The organism is Lysinibacter cavernae (assembly GCF_011758565.1).
Taxonomy (GTDB): Bacteria; Actinomycetota; Actinomycetes; order Actinomycetales; family Microbacteriaceae; genus Lysinibacter; species Lysinibacter cavernae.
In genome coordinates, this window is the sequence record NZ_JAAMOX010000002.1 from 704,659 (window position 1) to 721,055 (window position 16,397).

Consider the following 16,397-nt stretch of genomic DNA (forward strand, 5'->3'; position numbering starts at 1 on the left):
GGCGCCGACTGGTTCGTGTCCGTCCGCCGCGCCACAGTTCTGCGTTCAGCCGTGCTGCGTTCAGCCGTGCGCCGGTCAGCCCCGCCTAGTTCACGCACGGCAGGCTGCCGGAGTGCAACGGCTCGTCCCAGGTGCTGTACGTGGCGGTTCCGTTTGGCTGAGGATCGCCGTCGGCGGGAACAGCCGGGTCGTCGACAACAGCATCCTCCCCCGCGTAGGTCGATTCTTGCGGTGCCTCAAGCAGACCGTCATCAGCGGCGGCATCCCCGGCATCCCCAGCATCAGTCGTTCCGCCGAGCAGTCCTCGTACCATTGCCTGCACCTCATCAACGTCGACAATATTGACCGATTTCCCGTCGATCATGCCAAACTCAACGATTGGCAGCGTCACGAAGGTGAGATTGCCACCGGAGAGTTCTGCGGCGACGGAGCCAAAGCTCAGCAGGTCGAATTCGGTATCCATCGCAAGATACTGCTTGGCCGTATCGATGAGTTGTTTGAGCGTCGCCACGTTCGTCAGCGTTCCCTTGTCCTTCAGTTTGTTCGCCAATGCCACCATGAAGGCCTGCTGGCGCCGAGTGCGGTCGAAGTCGGTCAGATCGACGCCGTTGTTGTATCCAGTGTCGCGACGTTGACGCACGAAGCTCATCGCCTGGGCCGGGTCGAGTTCTTGGATGCCAGCATCGAAGTCGGCACCTGAATAGGCATCCTCCGTCGCGTTGTTGAGGCAAACGGTGATGGGTGCGACCGCATTGGCGATGCTGTAAAAACCAGCCATGGTCATTTCGATGAAGTGATCAATACGCACGTCACCGAGAAAATGGGACACCGTTTCGATCTGGGATTGCCGCCCGGCAGCCCGTGCCTCTTGGTACGCGTCTTCGTCGCTCAACTCGCCGGTGTTCACGAGCTGCGACATCCGCTCCGCAAAGGCGAGGCCATAGGCCTCTTTGATCTTGGAGTATGCAACTCCCGAAGGGGCTCCAACAAGCTCGACGTAATCATCGCGAGGGATCGAAATACCAACCGCCTGACCCCCGTCGGCCGGGATATGGATCAGCATGAGCACGTTTGCGTTGTACCCGCCGTCGTTCTCATCACCGGCACGCAGTGCCGTGTAGACCTCTTCGGAAAGCGCGTTGCCCTGTTGATCGCGCCGGCTATCGAGGCCCATCACAAGGATATTTTGCTCCCCCTTTGGCACGGCGTTTGCGTCTGCCTCCGCAACCTGCGGCAGGCTAAAGTCGGACCGGCTTATTCCGCTGTTCACATCGTGATAGAGCGCGGCAATCGCGATGCCACCACCGCCAAGTACAAGCACGAGGGCTGCGGCGGTCCCAACAAGAATGCGCCGTCGCCTGAACATTCGGCGACGGTTCGTTGCATGACGAGGAGGAATCTGTTGTTCGGCAGAGGGTCGCGGGCGAGATGGATACGTCTTCATAATTAATTCCGTTCAGCAGGCTGCTGGCGTCGGCGCGCGGCTCCGCATTCTGCCGTCGAACGGCACACAGGAGGCCGCGGCGGTGGTCGCCGCAAACGTAACAAGATGATGTGCCAATGAGGCACGAGCTCACGCGCATAGGTTGCGCGGATATGGTGTCCGTGTGGACACCGGGAAATTAGCTCAACACCACGTCTGGCGGCGGAATCGGAATGTCTCTGGGTCTCTCTACCAGTGGCGGAAGTTGCTCGGCAAAGACAACGTCAGCTGACTCGCGTTCGGTTAGTGTCCAGAACGGGGCCAGATACGCAAACTGGTCGTGCGCCATGGTCTGGTCAACGACCGGATCGGTTGTGCCAGACGAACAGCGGTCGTCTTTCTCATCGTGATCAAACACAACGGTGCGGTTGACCCGCTGCTCGTCGTAATACACCGACTGAGAACTGTCGATCTGGTTCGACTCCGTTGCGTCGCTGCTCTGCAGGCTACTCAGCAACCAAAAGGCAGGCACCACGATGATGAAGGTCAGCAGCAGCGCAAGCATTCTGCGCGCAGACACCCCCGCCGTCGTGTTCATGTGATACCTCGCGATGAGTCCTGTCTCGGCAACAAAACCGAAATCCTCGACGACGTTACCACCCAAGTTTGGGAGGATGCTCCTACAAAACGCCCCCGGGAATATCCGGGCAATAGGATTGGTTATATTCCCCGACACACTAGGAGAGTTTCGCGTGCGACAGATCATTATCATCGGCTCAGGCCCAGCCGGCTACACGGCTGCCATCTATGCGTCCCGCGCGGGCCTCGAGCCTCTGCTGCTCGCAAGCTCCGTCGAGTCTGGCGGCGAGCTGATGAACACCACCGAGGTGGAGAATTTCCCTGGCTTCCCCGAGGGAATCCAGGGCCCTGAGCTCATGGATAAGCTGCAGGAGCAGGCCGAGAAGTTCGGCACGACGGTTGCCTACGACGACGTCACCGAGCTCGATGTTTCTGGCGATGTCAAGAAGGTCACCCTCGGCAACGGGGAAACCCACGAAGCACATGCCGTCATCTTCGCCACGGGTTCGGCGTACCGCAAGCTTGGACTTGCCGACGAAGAGCGCCTGTCTGGCCACGGCGTTTCGTGGTGTGCAACGTGCGACGGGTTCTTCTTCAAGGAGAAGACCATTGCTGTTGTTGGCGGCGGCGACTCGGCTATGGAAGAGGCAACCTTCCTCACCCGCTTTGCAAGCAAGGTTTACGTTATTCACCGCAAGGACACGCTTCGCGCATCCAAGATTATGCAGCAGCGCGCTTTTGACAACGAAAAGATCGAGTTCGTTTGGAACTCAGAGGTTGTCGGAATCTCGGGCGAAGACGCGGTAACCGGCGTGACCCTGCGCAACACCACCGACGGAACCGAAAGCAACCTTGATATTCAGGGTCTCTTCGTCGCCATCGGAAACGACCCGCGCACCCACCTGGTGCACGGCAAGCTTGATCTCACCCCAGAAGGCACCATTGCCGTCGACGGGCGCAGTTCCAAGACCTCCGTCTCCGGCGTCTTTGCCGCTGGTGACGTCATCGACCCGACCTACCGTCAGGCCGTTACCGCGGCAGCCTCTGGCACCGTTGCGGCCCTCGACGCAGAACACTACCTCGCCGCCCTCGGCGAATAATCATCACCAATCACAAGGAGAAATAATGTCTGGTGCACGCGATGTAACCGAAGCAACCTTTAACGCAGAGGTACTCGAGGCTGACAAGCCCGTCCTCGTTGACTTCTGGGCAGAATGGTGTGGCCCCTGCCGCCTCGTCGGACCGGTTCTTGACCAGATTGCGGCTGAGAACACCGACAAGATCACGATCGTCAAGGTGAACGTTGACGAGAACCCCTCGCTTGCGGCCAAATACCGCATCACGTCCATCCCTGCCATGAAGGTATTCAAGGGCGGCGACGAGGTCAAGTCGATCATCGGTGCGCAGCCAAAGGTTGCCCTCGAAAAGGAACTTGCTGACTTCCTCTAAGCCAACAGCATCCGTAACGCCCCGTCTCTCGCCTGCGAGATCAACGGGGCGTTTTGGTTTTCTCCCCCGCACAAATTGGCCTGATCTTCCGGTCACGGGGCCGTTTTGCTGCCGTCACTATTCTTGCGCGAGTAATGTGGTGAGTTATTCACATCACACAAGGAGGATCTGTGAAAACGGAGACGAACTTAGGAACCAGCCTCGACCCATGGTATGACCACTATGCGGCCCGAGCGGCCGGCCTGAGCGCGTCCGAAGTTCGAGCCCTCTTTGCGGTTGCCTCACGCCCAGAGGTTGTTTCTCTTGCCGGCGGGATGCCGTTTGTTGCCGGGTTGCCAAATGACCGAATCACGGGCTCCATCGAGCGGGTCATGGCCACCGTTGGGCCCCAGGCGCTCCAGTACGGCTCCGGGCAGGGCATCCCGTCTCTCAGAGAGCACATCACCCAGGTCATGGCCGCAGAGGGCATCCAGGCGAGTCCTGAGGATGTTGTGGTCACCACCGGCTCCCAACAGGCCCTCGACCTTGTCACAAAGATTTTCATCGATCCAGGTGACGTCATCCTTGCGGAAGCACCAAGCTACGTTGGCGCCATTGGTGTGTTCCGTTCGTATCAGGCCGAAATCTCCCACGTCGCTATGGATGACAACGGGCTCATCCCGGAGGCACTCGAAGAGCGAATTATCACGCTGCGCGCCGAGGGCAAGACCGTGAAAATGCTGTACACCATCCCAAACTTTCACAATCCGGCCGGTGTCACGCTGTCGTCCGATCGACGGGCCAGCATTGCAGAGATCTGCCGTCGCCATCACGTTCTTATCATGGAGGACAACCCGTACGGGATGCTCTCCTTTGACGAGCCAGCGCCGGACGCGATCCGCGCGATTGACGACGGCGTCGTCTACCTCGGCTCGTTCTCAAAAACGCTTGCCCCCGGCTTTCGGATTGGTTGGGTACTCGCACCACATGCCATCCGTGAGAAGCTCATTCTTGCGGTTGAATCGGCCATTCTGTGTCCAAGCTCGTTTAGCCAATTTGTGATCAACGATTACCTCGACACCACCGACTGGCTCGCGCAGATCAACACGTTCAAAGGCATCTATCGCGGCCGTAAGAACGCAATGCTCACCGCGCTTGACGACCATCTCCCCGAGCTCAGCTGGACCAATCCAAACGGTGGATTCTTCGTGTGGCTCACCCTGCCGGATGAACTTCATTCCAAGGCAATGCTGCCGCGCGCGGTCAAGGAGTTGGTTGCGTACACTCCTGGCACGGCGTTCTTCGCTGACGGAGGTGGTGGGCAGAACATCCGCTTGTCGTTCTGCTATCCAAACGAAACGGACATTGCGACCGGAATCCGTCGCCTGAGCACGGTCATTAACGGCGAGCTTGATCTCATTAATACCTTCGGGCGGGGCGCCACCACTTCGGTTTCACGTGAAACTGATTACACCGCTCCCCCGCCAAACATCAACTAAGACTCCTCCACCGCACCTTCTGCATAAGGACGTATACACATGACCAACAAAGCGCCCCTCACTATCGTTGTTCTCGCCGGCGGAATCTCTCACGAGCGGGATGTGTCGCTCCGCTCGGGACGGCGTGTTGCCGAGGCCCTTGAGGCAGCGGGTCACACCGTGATCGAGAAGGAGCCAGATGCCCAGCTGCTGCCATACCTGGTTGCCAACCGGCCCGACGTTGTCTGGCCTGCCCTCCACGGGGCAAGCGGAGAGGATGGGGCGCTGCGTTCGCTCCTCGAAGCCCTCAGCATTCCGTTTGTTGGCTCCTCTGCGGATGCCGCGCGCAGGGCCTGGTCAAAGCCGGTTGCAAAGTCCATCGTCGCAGAGGCCGGCGTGGCCATTGCACCCGGCATTGCCCTCGCGCGAGAGGCGTTTCGAGAGCTTGGCGCGGCCAGTGTCTTGCCCGTGATCAGTGAGGCACTCGGCACTCCCCTCGTCGTAAAACCAAGCCAGGGAGGTTCTGCCCAGGGTGTGAGTGTGGTTGACTCGCCGGCCGATCTGCCTCGCGCCATGGTGGATGCCTACACCTACAGCGACATCGCCCTCATTGAACAGCGCATTATTGGCACCGAGGTTGCCGTCAGTATCATCGAGCTCGACGGGATGACTACCCCGCTACCCGCCGTAGAAATCGTTCCGCGCTCCGGTCTCTACTCCTATGAAGCGCGGTACAACGCCGGTGAGACCCATTTCTATACCCCGGCGCGCTTGTCACCACGTGTCACTGAGCTTGTAGCCGATCAGGCACTGCTCGCTCATCAGACACTTGGTCTCTCCCATCTTTCTCGCATCGACTTCATCATTGATAAGACCGGGGTCCCTGTGTTCCTCGAAGCTACCGTGATGCCAGGCTTGACCGAGACGTCTCTGCTTCCCCTCGCCGCACAGAACGCGGGCCTTACGCTCGCTCACGTGTGCTCCGAGCTCGCGTACGACGCCCTCTCAACGGACGCCGTCGGTGATAACGAATCAAGCCTCCCCTTGGGCAGCGACGGCTAGGCGGTTCGGACCGATCCAATAGGGGGCGAGCCCGTCGCGTTAACGTCTTCGTCGCCGGCCCTGAACCAGGACCGGCGACGAAGATACATCGATGATGTTTATGACGGACTATTGGCCGCCGAAGCCTGGGTCTCCCAGTTCGTTGAGGATCCGGTTCATGTCCTGCACGGTCGCAAACTCAATGACAATCTGGCCTTTTTTTGCTCCGAGGTTAATGCGCACGCGCGTATCGAGTCGATCGCCAAGCCGTTCGGAGATATCGGCAAGCTTGCCCATTCGCCCGCCGGCTTTTGGCTTCTTCTTGCGCTGAGGAGACTGCCCAGCCACGGCTTCCGCCGCTCGCACTGAGAGGTCTTCGTTGACGATTTTGTCGGCCAATGCCTTCATCGCATCGCTGTCGTCGCCGACGGACAGAATGGCGCGGGCGTGGCCTGCAGAGAGCACACCGGCGGCAACCTTGTTTTGGATGACTTCCGGCAGCTGCAGCAGACGCATGGTGTTGCTGATCTGGGGACGAGACCGGCCAATTTTCTTCGCGAGCTGCTCCTGGGTAATACCGAAGTCTGCGAGAAGCTGCTGATATGCGGAGGCCTCTTCAAGGGGATTCAGTTCCGCGCGGTGAAGGTTTTCAAGCAGCGCGTCGCGAAGCATGTCCTCGTCAGCAGTTTCCCTGATCACAGCAGGTATTGTCTTGCGGCCTACCGCTTTGCTCGCCCGCAGGCGACGCTCACCCATGATGAGCTCGTACTGTGGCTGCCCTGACGGAGGCGCAGGCTCAATGGGACGCACCACAATCGGTTGCAGCACACCAAACTCGCGGATGGAGTGCTCAAGCTCGGCAAGGGCCTCAGGAACAAATTCCGTACGGGGCTGATTTGCGTTGGGGATGATGTCAGACGGTGACAGCTGCGCAAGCCGCGCACCCGGAACCTGAACAAGTTCAACCCCGCTCACGGTCGCTGTGGTGGCAACGTCACTTGGGGTCTTCGGCTGGGCATCAAAGAAGATATCCACAGGCCGCTTGCCGTTTTCCTCAACATTCGGGATGAGCGCGCCAATGCCGCGGCCAAGACCGGTTCGTTTTTTAGCTGCCATTCGTAGCGACCTCTCGACGGATTCCTCGGTGTCCAATTTCTGCTGCGGCCTCAAGATAGGCGAGGGATCCGCTCGACATTTCATCGTATTCAATGACGCTCTGGCCGTAGCTCGGAGCCTCAGAAATACGCACTGATCTGGGGATTACTGTTTTCAGCGTCTGCTGAGGGAAGTGTTCTCGAACCTCACTTGCAACCTCCTGTGCCAGGTTTGTGCGCTGGTCAAACATCGTCAGGAGAATGGTGGAGACTCGTAATTCAGGGTTGAGATGCTGCTCAATCAGCTGAATGTTTTTGAGGAGCTGGCTGAGTCCCTCGAGTGCGTAGTATTCACACTGGATGGGGATAAGTACTTCCCGTGCGGCCACAAACGCGTTGATTGTCAGCAATCCGAGCGACGGAGGGCAATCAATAAAGACGTAGTGGAACGGGATTTCTTGAGCATCGAGGAAGATATCAAGAGCCCTGCGCAGGCGCTGTTCTCGGGCAACAAGCGAAACCAGTTCAATTTCTGCTCCGGCTAGGTGAATCGTTGCGGGAACACAAAATAACGTGTCGAATTCCGGGCTTTTCTGTACAACATCGGCCATCGCTTTGTCTCCGACGATGACGTCGTACACACTGGGGGTTTCCTCGCGATGCTCGGCCCCAAGCGCCGTGGATGCGTTCCCCTGTGGGTCGAGGTCGATCACCAGCACCCGCGCGCCGGACTTTGCCAATGCCGCAGCAAGATTCACGGTGGTCGTGGTCTTGCCAACACCACCCTTTTGATTTGAAATCGTCAAAACCCGTGTTTTTGAGGGGAATGGCGCAGGATGTTCCTTCAACAGTCGACGTCGACGTGCCTTATCGGCAACTTGACGCCCGAGGGGCGCACTGGCTTCTAGACTCATGATTCCTTTATTGTTGAGGCGTTGAGGGCAATGCACTCGCCGTGTTTCACGTGAAACGCAACACGTTGCGCACGGAGAGCGCTTATTGCGACTCTCCTACTGTAGCCCGAAATACGCGAGTCTCCTCTTCAAGAACACCCGTACCAAGCACCATAACTTCTGGGTCAGACACTCGAAACTTGCGAAGCTGCTTCTGCGCGGCGTCAATTTCGTTTTGCACGCTCGCTCCCTTCATAAGAACGAGCTGTCCACCAGGGCGCAAAAGCGGCGCCGTGAGTGGGATGAGCTTCTGGAGCGAGCTGACGGCACGAGCCGTGACCTGATCCAAGGGAGTTTCAAGCCGAACATCCTCGGCTCGTTCCCTTAAAACGGTTACATTTTTGAGGCCCAGATCGATTCTCTGGTCATTAAGCCACTTCACGCGACGCTCCATTGGCTCAATGAGCACAAAATCGACGTCTGGTCGGGCCACGGCAAGCACCAAACCGGGCAATCCAGCACCTGAACCAATGTCCCCTACCAGACCGGGGCGAAGGAGCGGCGCAACAATGGCGCAATTCAGAATGTGTCGAGTCCAAATTCGAGGTAGTTCAAGCGGGCCAATCAGGCCTAGTTCTTCGCCATATTTGCACAGGTTTGCGGTGTACTGACGAAGCTGGTCGATCTGTGGACCGAGGAGCTCCGCGGCAATGGCGGGCTCGACTTCAATCACAGTATCGTTCATTGTTTCACGTGAAACTAGAGGGCTGCGGAGACGACGATGTGTCGGCCGCGACCTTCGCCCTCAGACTCTGAATGGAATCCTGCTTCTGACACGAAGTCGTGCACGAGCTTGCGTTCGTAAGACGACATAGCCGGAAGGGCCTCGCGTTCACTACCTGCAGTAATCTTGGCAATAACCGTCTCGACAAGCTCCTGGAGCTCGCGAGTACGGGCCGCGCGTGATCCGCCAATATCGAGAATAAGACGAGAGAATTCGCCGGTCTTGTTCTGCACGGCAAGGCGAGTGAGCTCCTGAAGAGCGTTCACCGTCTCTGGGCTTGAAAGCCCAGCCAGGCTTGAACCGTCGCCATCGTTCACCGCTACATACGCGCGTCCATTGCGCGCCGTAATATCAATGTCGCCGTCAAGATCAGCGATATCGAGCAGCTCTTCGATGTAGTCAGCGGCAATGTCGCCTTCTTCATCAAGCTGAGACGTTGATCGAACATCGTCGACAACTGGCGCAATGTCTTCTACGTGATCGGTCACGGTTCGGTCCTAACTTTTCTTGGACCCGGTTGACCCGGAGTCCTTCGTATCGTCTGATCCAGACTCATTGGTTTTTGGGGCGGTTGATCCGCCGGTAGCGCCAGGGTTCTTCTTTGCGCGCTTCTTACTCATCGGCTGTTGACGCTGAGCCTTCTGGTTTGCGCTGAGGGCCTGCGTTGTTTCTTCCTCAGGGCCGGCCTCAAGCTTGCCCTTTCGAGCAAGACGCTGCTGGCGGAGACGGTAGGCCTCACTGCCAGGGGTGGGCATCTGGCGGATGATAATGAACTGCTGCACCATGGCCCAGACGTTCGACGTGAACCAGTAGAAGTTCAGTCCGAGCGGGAAGGCAACACCCGAGAAGACAAACATAAAGGGGATGATGTACAACAGGATGCGCTGCTGCTTATACATCGGTGAGGCTTTGGTCTCGTCTGAGACGTTCTTCGAGGTGATCTGCAGCTGCGTGTAGAACTGCGATGCCGTCATGAGAATCACGAGGACGGCGGCGATAACCATGACCTGCCACGGCCCGTTTTCCCAGGCACCCGTGAAAGTTGCGTTAAGCGGTGCGCCGAAGATCTCAGCGTTTGCGAAGGAGTGCGCCAAATCTTTGGTTAGCAGTCCAACACCGGCTTTATCGTCGCTCGCATTGCGGAGTACGGAGAAGAGACCGAAGAAGATCGGCATCTGGACGAGGATTGGCATACACGAAGCAAACGGACTCGTTCCGTTGTTCTTGTACATCGCCATTGTCTCGCGAGACATCGCCTCGCGCGAGAACTGGTCTTTCTTGCCCTTGTACTTGTCCTGAATCTTCTTCAGCTGGGGCGAGATCTCCATCATTCGACGTTGAGACTTGATCTGCCTGACAAACAGGGGAATAAGTGCAGATCGAACGACGACCACGAGGCCAACGATCGAAAGCACCCAGGTGATGCCGAGGCCGGCATCCATCCCGATTGCGGTGAAAAGGTAGTGCCACGCGACGATAATTAGCTCAATAGCCCAACGGATGGGCCAAAGTATGGTACCTAAAAAGTCCATGCGGTGTTACTGAGCCTTTCTCTGGGGATATGCAACAACGAAGCCCGATCGTGTGATCGTAAACCGCGCACTTGTGCGTTCCGGAACATCATCGATACCGCCCTCAGACCACGGGTGGCACCGCAGTAATCGACGGATTGTCAGCCATACGCCACCAAAAAACCCGTGAGACTGCATGGCCTCACGCGAATAGCGGGAGCACGAGGGGTAGTAACGACACACATCACCATACAGCGGTGAGATCAAAAACCGATAAACGGTCAGGATCGCAATGGCGATATTTCGCGGAACTAGCTCAAGGTTGTAGAGGGCAATTTTCATTGCCCAACCGCCTCGAGCTTTGCTTCGCTCAGCTGTTGGATGCGCGAGTAGCCCCTGCGCAGGTCGTCCCGGAGTTCTGCATAACTTGCGTTTGCCGAACTTGGGTGGGCCCGATAGACCACATCAACGCTTGTCAATCCGTCGGCAAGAAACTCGGCCGTTATGGCTTTGAGTCTGCGGCGAACGAGGTTGCGAGTGTGTGCCATTCCAACAGCTTTTGACACGATAAAACCAAATCGGGCCGATGTTCCGGCTGGTGTTGCCTGAACATGGCCCAAACAGTGGCGCCCTCTGATGCGCTCTCCACTTCGAACCGTGCGGCGATAGTCAGCTGCCGAGGTGATGCGATGCGCGGGAGAGAGCACGATGAGTGTGCGTTGGTTGCGTGAAGCTTATGCAGAAAGCTTGGTGCGGCCCTTGGTGCGGCGAGCCGAAAGGATGGCGCGACCTGCACGGGTACGCATGCGAAGACGGAAGCCGTGAACCTTTGCACGACGACGGTTGTTCGGCTGGAACGTTCTCTTACTCATGACAAACTCCTGCGATTAGCCGACCAGTATTGGCCGGAAAGTCTTTGGGGCACACAATGCACCCATCCAAAGAGTTAAAAATACGCCGGATACTGCGCCACGTCAAACCGTAAAGACGATATCACGCTGTTTTGCCAGCTTAGGGGCGTGGTGTTGGTGACCATCACATCCATTATTGGTCAACTTGATTACTACGGAGGCAATTGGTTACCGTTGTGAGTAACTTATCCCCAGGTTTGTCTGGATACCTCTTCTATTAGCGGCCTTTCCGGTAACTTTGTCGATATCCCCTGTGTATAAATGCTGTGTAAAACCCTGAGAAGGCCGAGGATTGATGTCTGACTCTGATGACGTCGTACGGGCATGGTCAACAATTGTTGAAAAACTTGTTGCCGATGAGCGTGTCACACCCGCAATGCGTGGCTTTGTCACACTCGCTGAGCCCCGTGGAGTGATGGCCGGAACCATCTACCTCGAAGTTCCAAACGATTTCACCAGGAGCATGATCGAGCACCGGCTCAGGGTTCCACTCATGGCAGCCATCACCGCGGTATCCGTCGACTCCGGTATCACCACGTTTGCAGTTGTGGTGAATCCAGAGATTGAGCCAGAGCAAGAGTCACACCATCAAGCCGCCGAAGAGCGATTCGAATCAACGACTCCTCCCGAGCCAGTTGTGACGGAAGATCGCGAACCACAGCAGAGCATCGAAGACAGCCGACTCAATCCCAAATACAGCTTTGACAATTTTGTGATTGGCGGGTCTAACCGTTTCGCACACGCAGCAGCTGTTGCCGTAGCAGAAGCACCGGCCAAGGCGTACAACCCGCTGTTTGTGTACGGCGAATCCGGTCTCGGCAAAACTCACCTTCTGCACGCGATCGGTCACTACGCCCAGAGCTTGTACCGGGGTATTCGTGTTCGTTACGTGAGTAGCGAAGAGTTCACGAACGACTTCATCAACTCGATTGCAAATAACCAGGGCAACCAGTTTCACGCCAGATACCGCAACATCGACATCTTGCTCATCGATGACATCCAGTTTTTGCAGGGAAAAGCCGAGACCCAGGAAGCGTTTTTCCACACGTTCAACACGTTGCACGATCACAATAAGCAACTCGTGATCACAAGCGACCTCCCACCAAAACAGCTCACCGGATTCGAAGACCGGATGCGTTCTCGCTTTGAGTGGGGTCTGATCACCGACGTTCAAACCCCAGACCTTGAGACCCGGATCGCGATTTTGCGCAAGAAGGCGCAAAACGATCAGCTGCAGGTATCTGACGAAATCATGGAGTACATCGCTTCAAAGGCTTCGTCAAATATTCGTGAGCTTGAGGGAACGCTCATTCGAGTGACCGCCTTTGCGAGCCTCAACCGTCAGGTTGTCGATCTTCCTCTTGTGCAGACAGTGCTCAAAGACCTCATCACCCTTGACGAAGACAACGTCATTTCGCCAATTGACATCATCAATCACACGGCAGACTATTTCAAGCTTTCTGTTGATGATCTCTACGGATCGTCTCGTTCGCAGACCCTGGCAACAGCTAGGCAGATTGCCATGTACCTGTGTCGTGAACTGACAAACCTCTCGCTGCCAAAGATTGGCCAGCTCTTTGGTGGACGTGACCACACCACGGTGATGTATGCCAATAAGAAGATCAGCGAACTGATGAAAGAGCGTCGTTCGATTTACAACCAAGTGACCGAGCTCACAAGCCGCATTAAGCAAACCAACAGGTAACAACAGTTAGTGCGTGTGCTTTCCGGTCATCTCCGAGAAAGTTATTGAGCGCCATTAATTAACTAGATATTCATTAATAGTCTTAACCCCTGTGGAAAATGTGGATAACTCTGTTGAGGCCATATTTCTCTAAGGAACTACAACGGTGTGAGTTGTTGAATTGCTGTAGATTCGCGTCATTCCGCTGTAAAAACGGCTACGGCGTGTCGGAATCGTTTCCACAAGCAAGGGCCCGATTTCAACAGATTAAGTGAAATCCACAAAAGTTATCCACAAGCGGTGTGGAAACGAGTTACAAAAATCCCGCGACGACAGGCTTCTTGGGGATAACAAATTCTTGTAACTCTGTGGAGGGGTGACAGAAAGTTGTCATTTTGACGGGTCAAATTCGAATCACAATTGGCACCCAAAAATCGGCAGGCTCCCTCGACCGTGTCGAATATGCAAAGATGATGGTGCCCATTTCTATCAACACCATGTAGGGGTTCCGAGTGAAATTTACTGTCAACCGCGATGTCTTCAGCGAAGCTGTGTCCTTCGTTGTCAAGCTATTGCCGCAACGCACGACGTTGCCGCTGCTGAGCGGTGCCCTTATCGAGGTCGACGGTTCAACACTCACGATGTCGTCATTTGACTACGAAGTCTCGGCGCGAACCCAGGTTGTTGCTGATGTTGAGGAAAGCGGACGAGCCCTCGTATCGGGTCGACTGCTCAACGACATTGCGAATAAACTTCCTCAGGCCCCCGTTGTGATTTCAACGGTTGATGGTCGCATCCAAGTCAAATGTGGTTCGGCATCCTTCAGCCTTCCAGCAATGCCTGTTGACGAATACCCAACGGTTCCCCAGGTGGATACCGTTTCTGGGTTGGTTCCCGGCGACGATTTTGCGACCGCAATTGCGCAGGTTTCACTTGCCGCTTCAAAAGACGATGTCACTCCGGTGATTACGGGTGTGCAGTTTGAGATCACCGAAAACAATCTTGGACTCATCGCAACCGACCGCTACCGCGTAGCAGTCCGAGAGATCGACTGGGAAAACACCATCGCGGCTGAGCAACTTACTGCTCTGGTTCCAGCGCGAATTGTGACCGAGGTTGGCAAGACCTTTGCTCACAGCAAGACCGTTTCTGTCGCCATTGTGAGCAAGGATGAGCGCGAGCTCATCTCCTTCTCTGCCGACAACAAGACGGTTACATCGCTTCTGATCAAAGGCAATTTCCCTCCCGTTCGCAGGCTCTTTCCCGAAACCGTGGAAAACTATGCGGTTGTTAATACCAACGACCTCATCGAAGCGACCAACCGTGTTGGGCTTGTGCTTGAGCGCGAGGCAGCGCTGCGTTTCAGCTTCCGAGAGGGAACCGTCACGCTTGAGGCAGCCGGCTCTGAGGCCGCACAGGCGTCCGAGACAATTGATGTTCACTTGGTCGGTGACGACACCGTCGTTTCGTTGAAGCCACAGTTCTTGCTTGACGGATTGCGTTCAGCTCACTCTGAATACGCTCGCATTTCGTTTACCAAAACTGACAACCCAAACAAGCCTGGCCCAGTGCTCATTACGAGCCAGACCAGTCGCGACGAGGCAGGGCTCGACAGCTACAAGTATCTGTTGCAGCCAAACCTCCTGCTGAGATAGTTGGGTTCAGGCCGGGGTTGGAACAAATCGGCGCAATACGAACCGGAGTTGGCGAGGTCACATGAGAGTCACGCACCTCAGCGTTGCTGATTATCGCAATTATGTGACCGCCGAACTCGCGTTGCGGCCAGGACCGAACCTGTTAGTCGGTCGCAACGGCCAGGGAAAGACCAACTTGGTCGAAGCGATCGGCTATTTTTCGACACTGACTTCCCACCGAGTGAGTGGAGACCAAGCCCTTATTCGTAAGGGCTGCGACTCGGCGATTGTGCGAATGCGTATTGCTCATCTCGAGCGAGACGTCTTGCTCGAACTGCAGATCAATAGGTCTGGGGCGAACCGCGCGCAGGTAAATCGCGGGCCAAGTAAGCCTCGGGAATTGCCCCGTTATTTTTCGAGCATCCTGTTTGCTCCAGAAGATCTCAGTATCGTTCGGGGTGACCCCTCGCTTCGGCGCCGGTTTATGGATGAGCGGATTATTGCCGACTCCCCACGCATGATCAGTGTCCTTTCGGATTATGATCGCGTCGTTAAACAACGAAACACGCTCCTCAAATCGGCGCGCGCTACTGGTATGAAGGCCGATCAGCTCTCAACCTTGGACGTATGGGATGAGCGGCTCGTTGCGCTCGGTTCCGAAATTATCGATGCGAGAACGGCGCTTATCCGCGAGCTCGCCGACCCCGTTCGCCGCGCGTATGAGCACATCGCCCACGACGACCACTCCCCTACGCTGACCATCATTCGCAGCATTGATGGTGCGATCGATTCGGACGGCCAATCGGGGTCTGCATCCAGCCAGGCTTCCTCGATCCAGCCGCCAACCAATCTGGCCGTTCAGACAACGGCCGATCGGTTTCGGGCGGCGCTTCGCGAATTGCGAAGCAAAGAAATTGATCGGGCGATTACGCTTGTTGGGCCGCACCGTGACGATCTCTTTCTTGAACTCAACGGTCTTCCCGTCAAGGGCTACGCGAGCCACGGTGAATCCTGGTCGTATGCGCTTGCTCTTCGCCTTGCCTCAGCCCAGCGAGTCCGAGAACGAAGTAACACAGGAGACCCCGTTCTCATTCTCGACGACGTGTTTGCCGAGTTGGATGTTCGGCGACGCGAGCGCCTCTTGAGCGCAATCTCAACATACGAGCAGGTCATCGTCACCGCTGCGGTTGCCGACGATGTTCCGGATGGTTTCACGTGGAACACTGTGCATATCCACGGTGGCTCGATTCTTGAATCGGCACACGAGGGGATGCGTCCGCAGCAGATTGGTCAGCCGGCCGGGTCGGCGGCCGCTGCATCGACCATCATTGGTGATCCAACGGTTGAGAGTCAATAGTGTCGAACCAGCAGCTACCTGGCGAAGAGAATGCCCCGCACCGAAGCGACGACGATACAGTGCCAGCAGCACGCCCGTCGACGTCGGTACCGGCGCACGACGATGACGAACCGACACGCCTCTACTTGCATCTCAAAGAAGTTTGGTCGGGTCGGAGGCAACAAAAGCGGCGCAACGCTCGAACGATTGATCCGAGCGATTCCGTTCCATTCGGGAAAGGGCGAGATCCTCATTCCCTCGGCTCAACGCTTGGGAACCTCACCGACCAGCTGGGATGGTCACCTCAGCTCTCGCAATCTGAAGTCCTGCTTGGATGGCCGGCCGTGGTTGGGCCTGAGCTTGCCGACCACGCGACGGCCGTTGACCTTGCCGACGGTGTGCTTATGGTCCAGTGTGATTCGACAGCGTGGGCAACGCAGCTCCGATTGATGCGATCAAATATCCTCGAGCGCCTCGCGAACGAGTACCCAGATGCAAAGGTGGAATCGATACGTTTCATCGGCCCCGACGTACCATCCTGGAAACATGGCTTCAGATCAGTTCCAGGGCGCGGTCCGCGCGATACCTACGGCTAAGGACA

The 16,397-nt window shown here is 56.6% G+C and carries 18 protein-coding genes; 8 read left to right on the top strand and 10 right to left on the bottom strand.

Going from position 1 to position 16,397, the window contains the following annotated elements; translation table 11 throughout:
• Window positions 1-85: 85 nt before the first annotated feature.
• Both FHX76_RS12490 and FHX76_RS12495 read right to left on the bottom strand, forming a co-directional pair.
• On the bottom strand, window positions 86-1,444 hold the full coding sequence (locus tag FHX76_RS12490; protein ID WP_167151102.1) for an LCP family protein: 1,359 nt from the start codon (window positions 1,442-1,444) through the stop codon (window positions 86-88).
• Between the two features lie 178 nt (window positions 1,445-1,622).
• Window positions 1,623-2,087 (bottom strand): hypothetical protein, encoded by a 465-nt coding sequence (locus tag FHX76_RS12495; RefSeq protein ID WP_167151104.1) that lies wholly within the window; start codon window positions 2,085-2,087, stop codon window positions 1,623-1,625.
• A gap of 88 nt (window positions 2,088-2,175) precedes the next feature.
• Here FHX76_RS12495 and trxB point away from each other — a divergent pair, with 88 nt between their 5' ends.
• From trxB to FHX76_RS12515, 4 genes are all read left to right on the top strand, one after another.
• On the top strand, window positions 2,176-3,102 hold the full coding sequence (gene trxB, locus FHX76_RS12500; RefSeq protein ID WP_167151106.1) for a thioredoxin-disulfide reductase: 927 nt from the start codon (window positions 2,176-2,178) through the stop codon (window positions 3,100-3,102).
• A gap of 25 nt (window positions 3,103-3,127) precedes the next feature.
• The gene (gene trxA / locus FHX76_RS12505) at window positions 3,128-3,451 is read left to right on the top strand and encodes a thioredoxin (RefSeq protein WP_167151107.1); all 324 of its coding nucleotides are present in this window, start codon (window positions 3,128-3,130) and stop codon (window positions 3,449-3,451) included.
• Between the two features lie 152 nt (window positions 3,452-3,603).
• The gene (locus tag FHX76_RS12510; RefSeq protein ID WP_167151721.1) at window positions 3,604-4,929 is read left to right on the top strand and encodes an aminotransferase-like domain-containing protein; all 1,326 of its coding nucleotides are present in this window, start codon (window positions 3,604-3,606) and stop codon (window positions 4,927-4,929) included.
• A gap of 39 nt (window positions 4,930-4,968) precedes the next feature.
• On the top strand, window positions 4,969-5,970 hold the full coding sequence (locus FHX76_RS12515; protein WP_167151109.1) for a D-alanine--D-alanine ligase family protein: 1,002 nt from the start codon (window positions 4,969-4,971) through the stop codon (window positions 5,968-5,970).
• A 108-nt stretch (window positions 5,971-6,078) separates the two neighbouring features.
• On the opposite strand, the gene FHX76_RS12520 is transcribed toward FHX76_RS12515, so the two are convergent.
• The 8 genes from FHX76_RS12520 to rpmH form a co-directional block, all read right to left on the bottom strand.
• On the bottom strand, window positions 6,079-7,065 hold the full coding sequence (locus tag FHX76_RS12520; protein ID WP_167151111.1) for a ParB/RepB/Spo0J family partition protein: 987 nt from the start codon (window positions 7,063-7,065) through the stop codon (window positions 6,079-6,081).
• Window positions 7,055-7,957, bottom strand: a complete 903-nt coding sequence (locus FHX76_RS12525; protein WP_167151113.1) for a ParA family protein — start codon at window positions 7,955-7,957, stop codon at window positions 7,055-7,057. The genes FHX76_RS12520 and FHX76_RS12525 overlap by 11 nt, the downstream gene beginning before the upstream one ends.
• A gap of 82 nt (window positions 7,958-8,039) precedes the next feature.
• Entirely contained in the window at window positions 8,040-8,681 is a 642-nt protein-coding gene (gene rsmG / locus FHX76_RS12530) for a 16S rRNA (guanine(527)-N(7))-methyltransferase RsmG (RefSeq protein WP_167151115.1), read from the bottom strand.
• Window positions 8,682-8,695: 14 nt separating this feature from the next.
• Complete coding sequence (locus FHX76_RS12535) at window positions 8,696-9,208, bottom strand: R3H domain-containing nucleic acid-binding protein (protein WP_167151117.1); 513 nt, start codon at window positions 9,206-9,208, stop codon at window positions 8,696-8,698.
• A gap of 9 nt (window positions 9,209-9,217) precedes the next feature.
• Window positions 9,218-10,252, bottom strand: coding sequence for a membrane protein insertase YidC (yidC, locus tag FHX76_RS12540; protein WP_167151118.1), 1,035 nt, complete (start codon window positions 10,250-10,252; stop codon window positions 9,218-9,220).
• Between the two features lie 6 nt (window positions 10,253-10,258).
• A complete protein-coding gene (yidD, locus tag FHX76_RS12545; protein ID WP_167151120.1) occupies window positions 10,259-10,573 on the bottom strand; it encodes a membrane protein insertion efficiency factor YidD in 315 nt (104 codons plus the stop codon).
• Window positions 10,570-10,938 carry a ribonuclease P protein component gene (rnpA, locus tag FHX76_RS12550; RefSeq protein ID WP_167151122.1) on the bottom strand — a complete coding sequence of 123 codons (369 nt, stop codon included), beginning with the start codon at window positions 10,936-10,938 and terminating at the stop codon, window positions 10,570-10,572. Before rnpA ends, yidD begins: the two co-directional genes overlap by 4 nt.
• 27 nt (window positions 10,939-10,965) lie before the next feature.
• Complete coding sequence (gene rpmH, locus FHX76_RS12555; protein WP_167151124.1) at window positions 10,966-11,103, bottom strand: 50S ribosomal protein L34; 138 nt, start codon at window positions 11,101-11,103, stop codon at window positions 10,966-10,968.
• A gap of 334 nt (window positions 11,104-11,437) precedes the next feature.
• Here rpmH and dnaA point away from each other — a divergent pair, with 334 nt between their 5' ends.
• From dnaA to FHX76_RS12575, 4 genes are all read left to right on the top strand, one after another.
• Window positions 11,438-12,847 (top strand): chromosomal replication initiator protein DnaA, encoded by a 1,410-nt coding sequence (gene dnaA, locus FHX76_RS12560; RefSeq protein WP_167151126.1) that lies wholly within the window; start codon window positions 11,438-11,440, stop codon window positions 12,845-12,847.
• A 491-nt stretch (window positions 12,848-13,338) separates the two neighbouring features.
• Complete coding sequence (gene dnaN, locus FHX76_RS12565) at window positions 13,339-14,481, top strand: DNA polymerase III subunit beta (protein ID WP_167151128.1); 1,143 nt, start codon at window positions 13,339-13,341, stop codon at window positions 14,479-14,481.
• A gap of 61 nt (window positions 14,482-14,542) precedes the next feature.
• Entirely contained in the window at window positions 14,543-15,817 is a 1,275-nt protein-coding gene (gene recF / locus FHX76_RS12570; RefSeq protein ID WP_167151129.1) for a DNA replication/repair protein RecF, read from the top strand.
• A complete protein-coding gene (locus FHX76_RS12575) occupies window positions 15,817-16,392 on the top strand; it encodes a DciA family protein (protein WP_341777946.1) in 576 nt (191 codons plus the stop codon). The genes recF and FHX76_RS12575 overlap by 1 nt, the downstream gene beginning before the upstream one ends.
• Window positions 16,393-16,397: the final 5 nt, after the last annotated feature.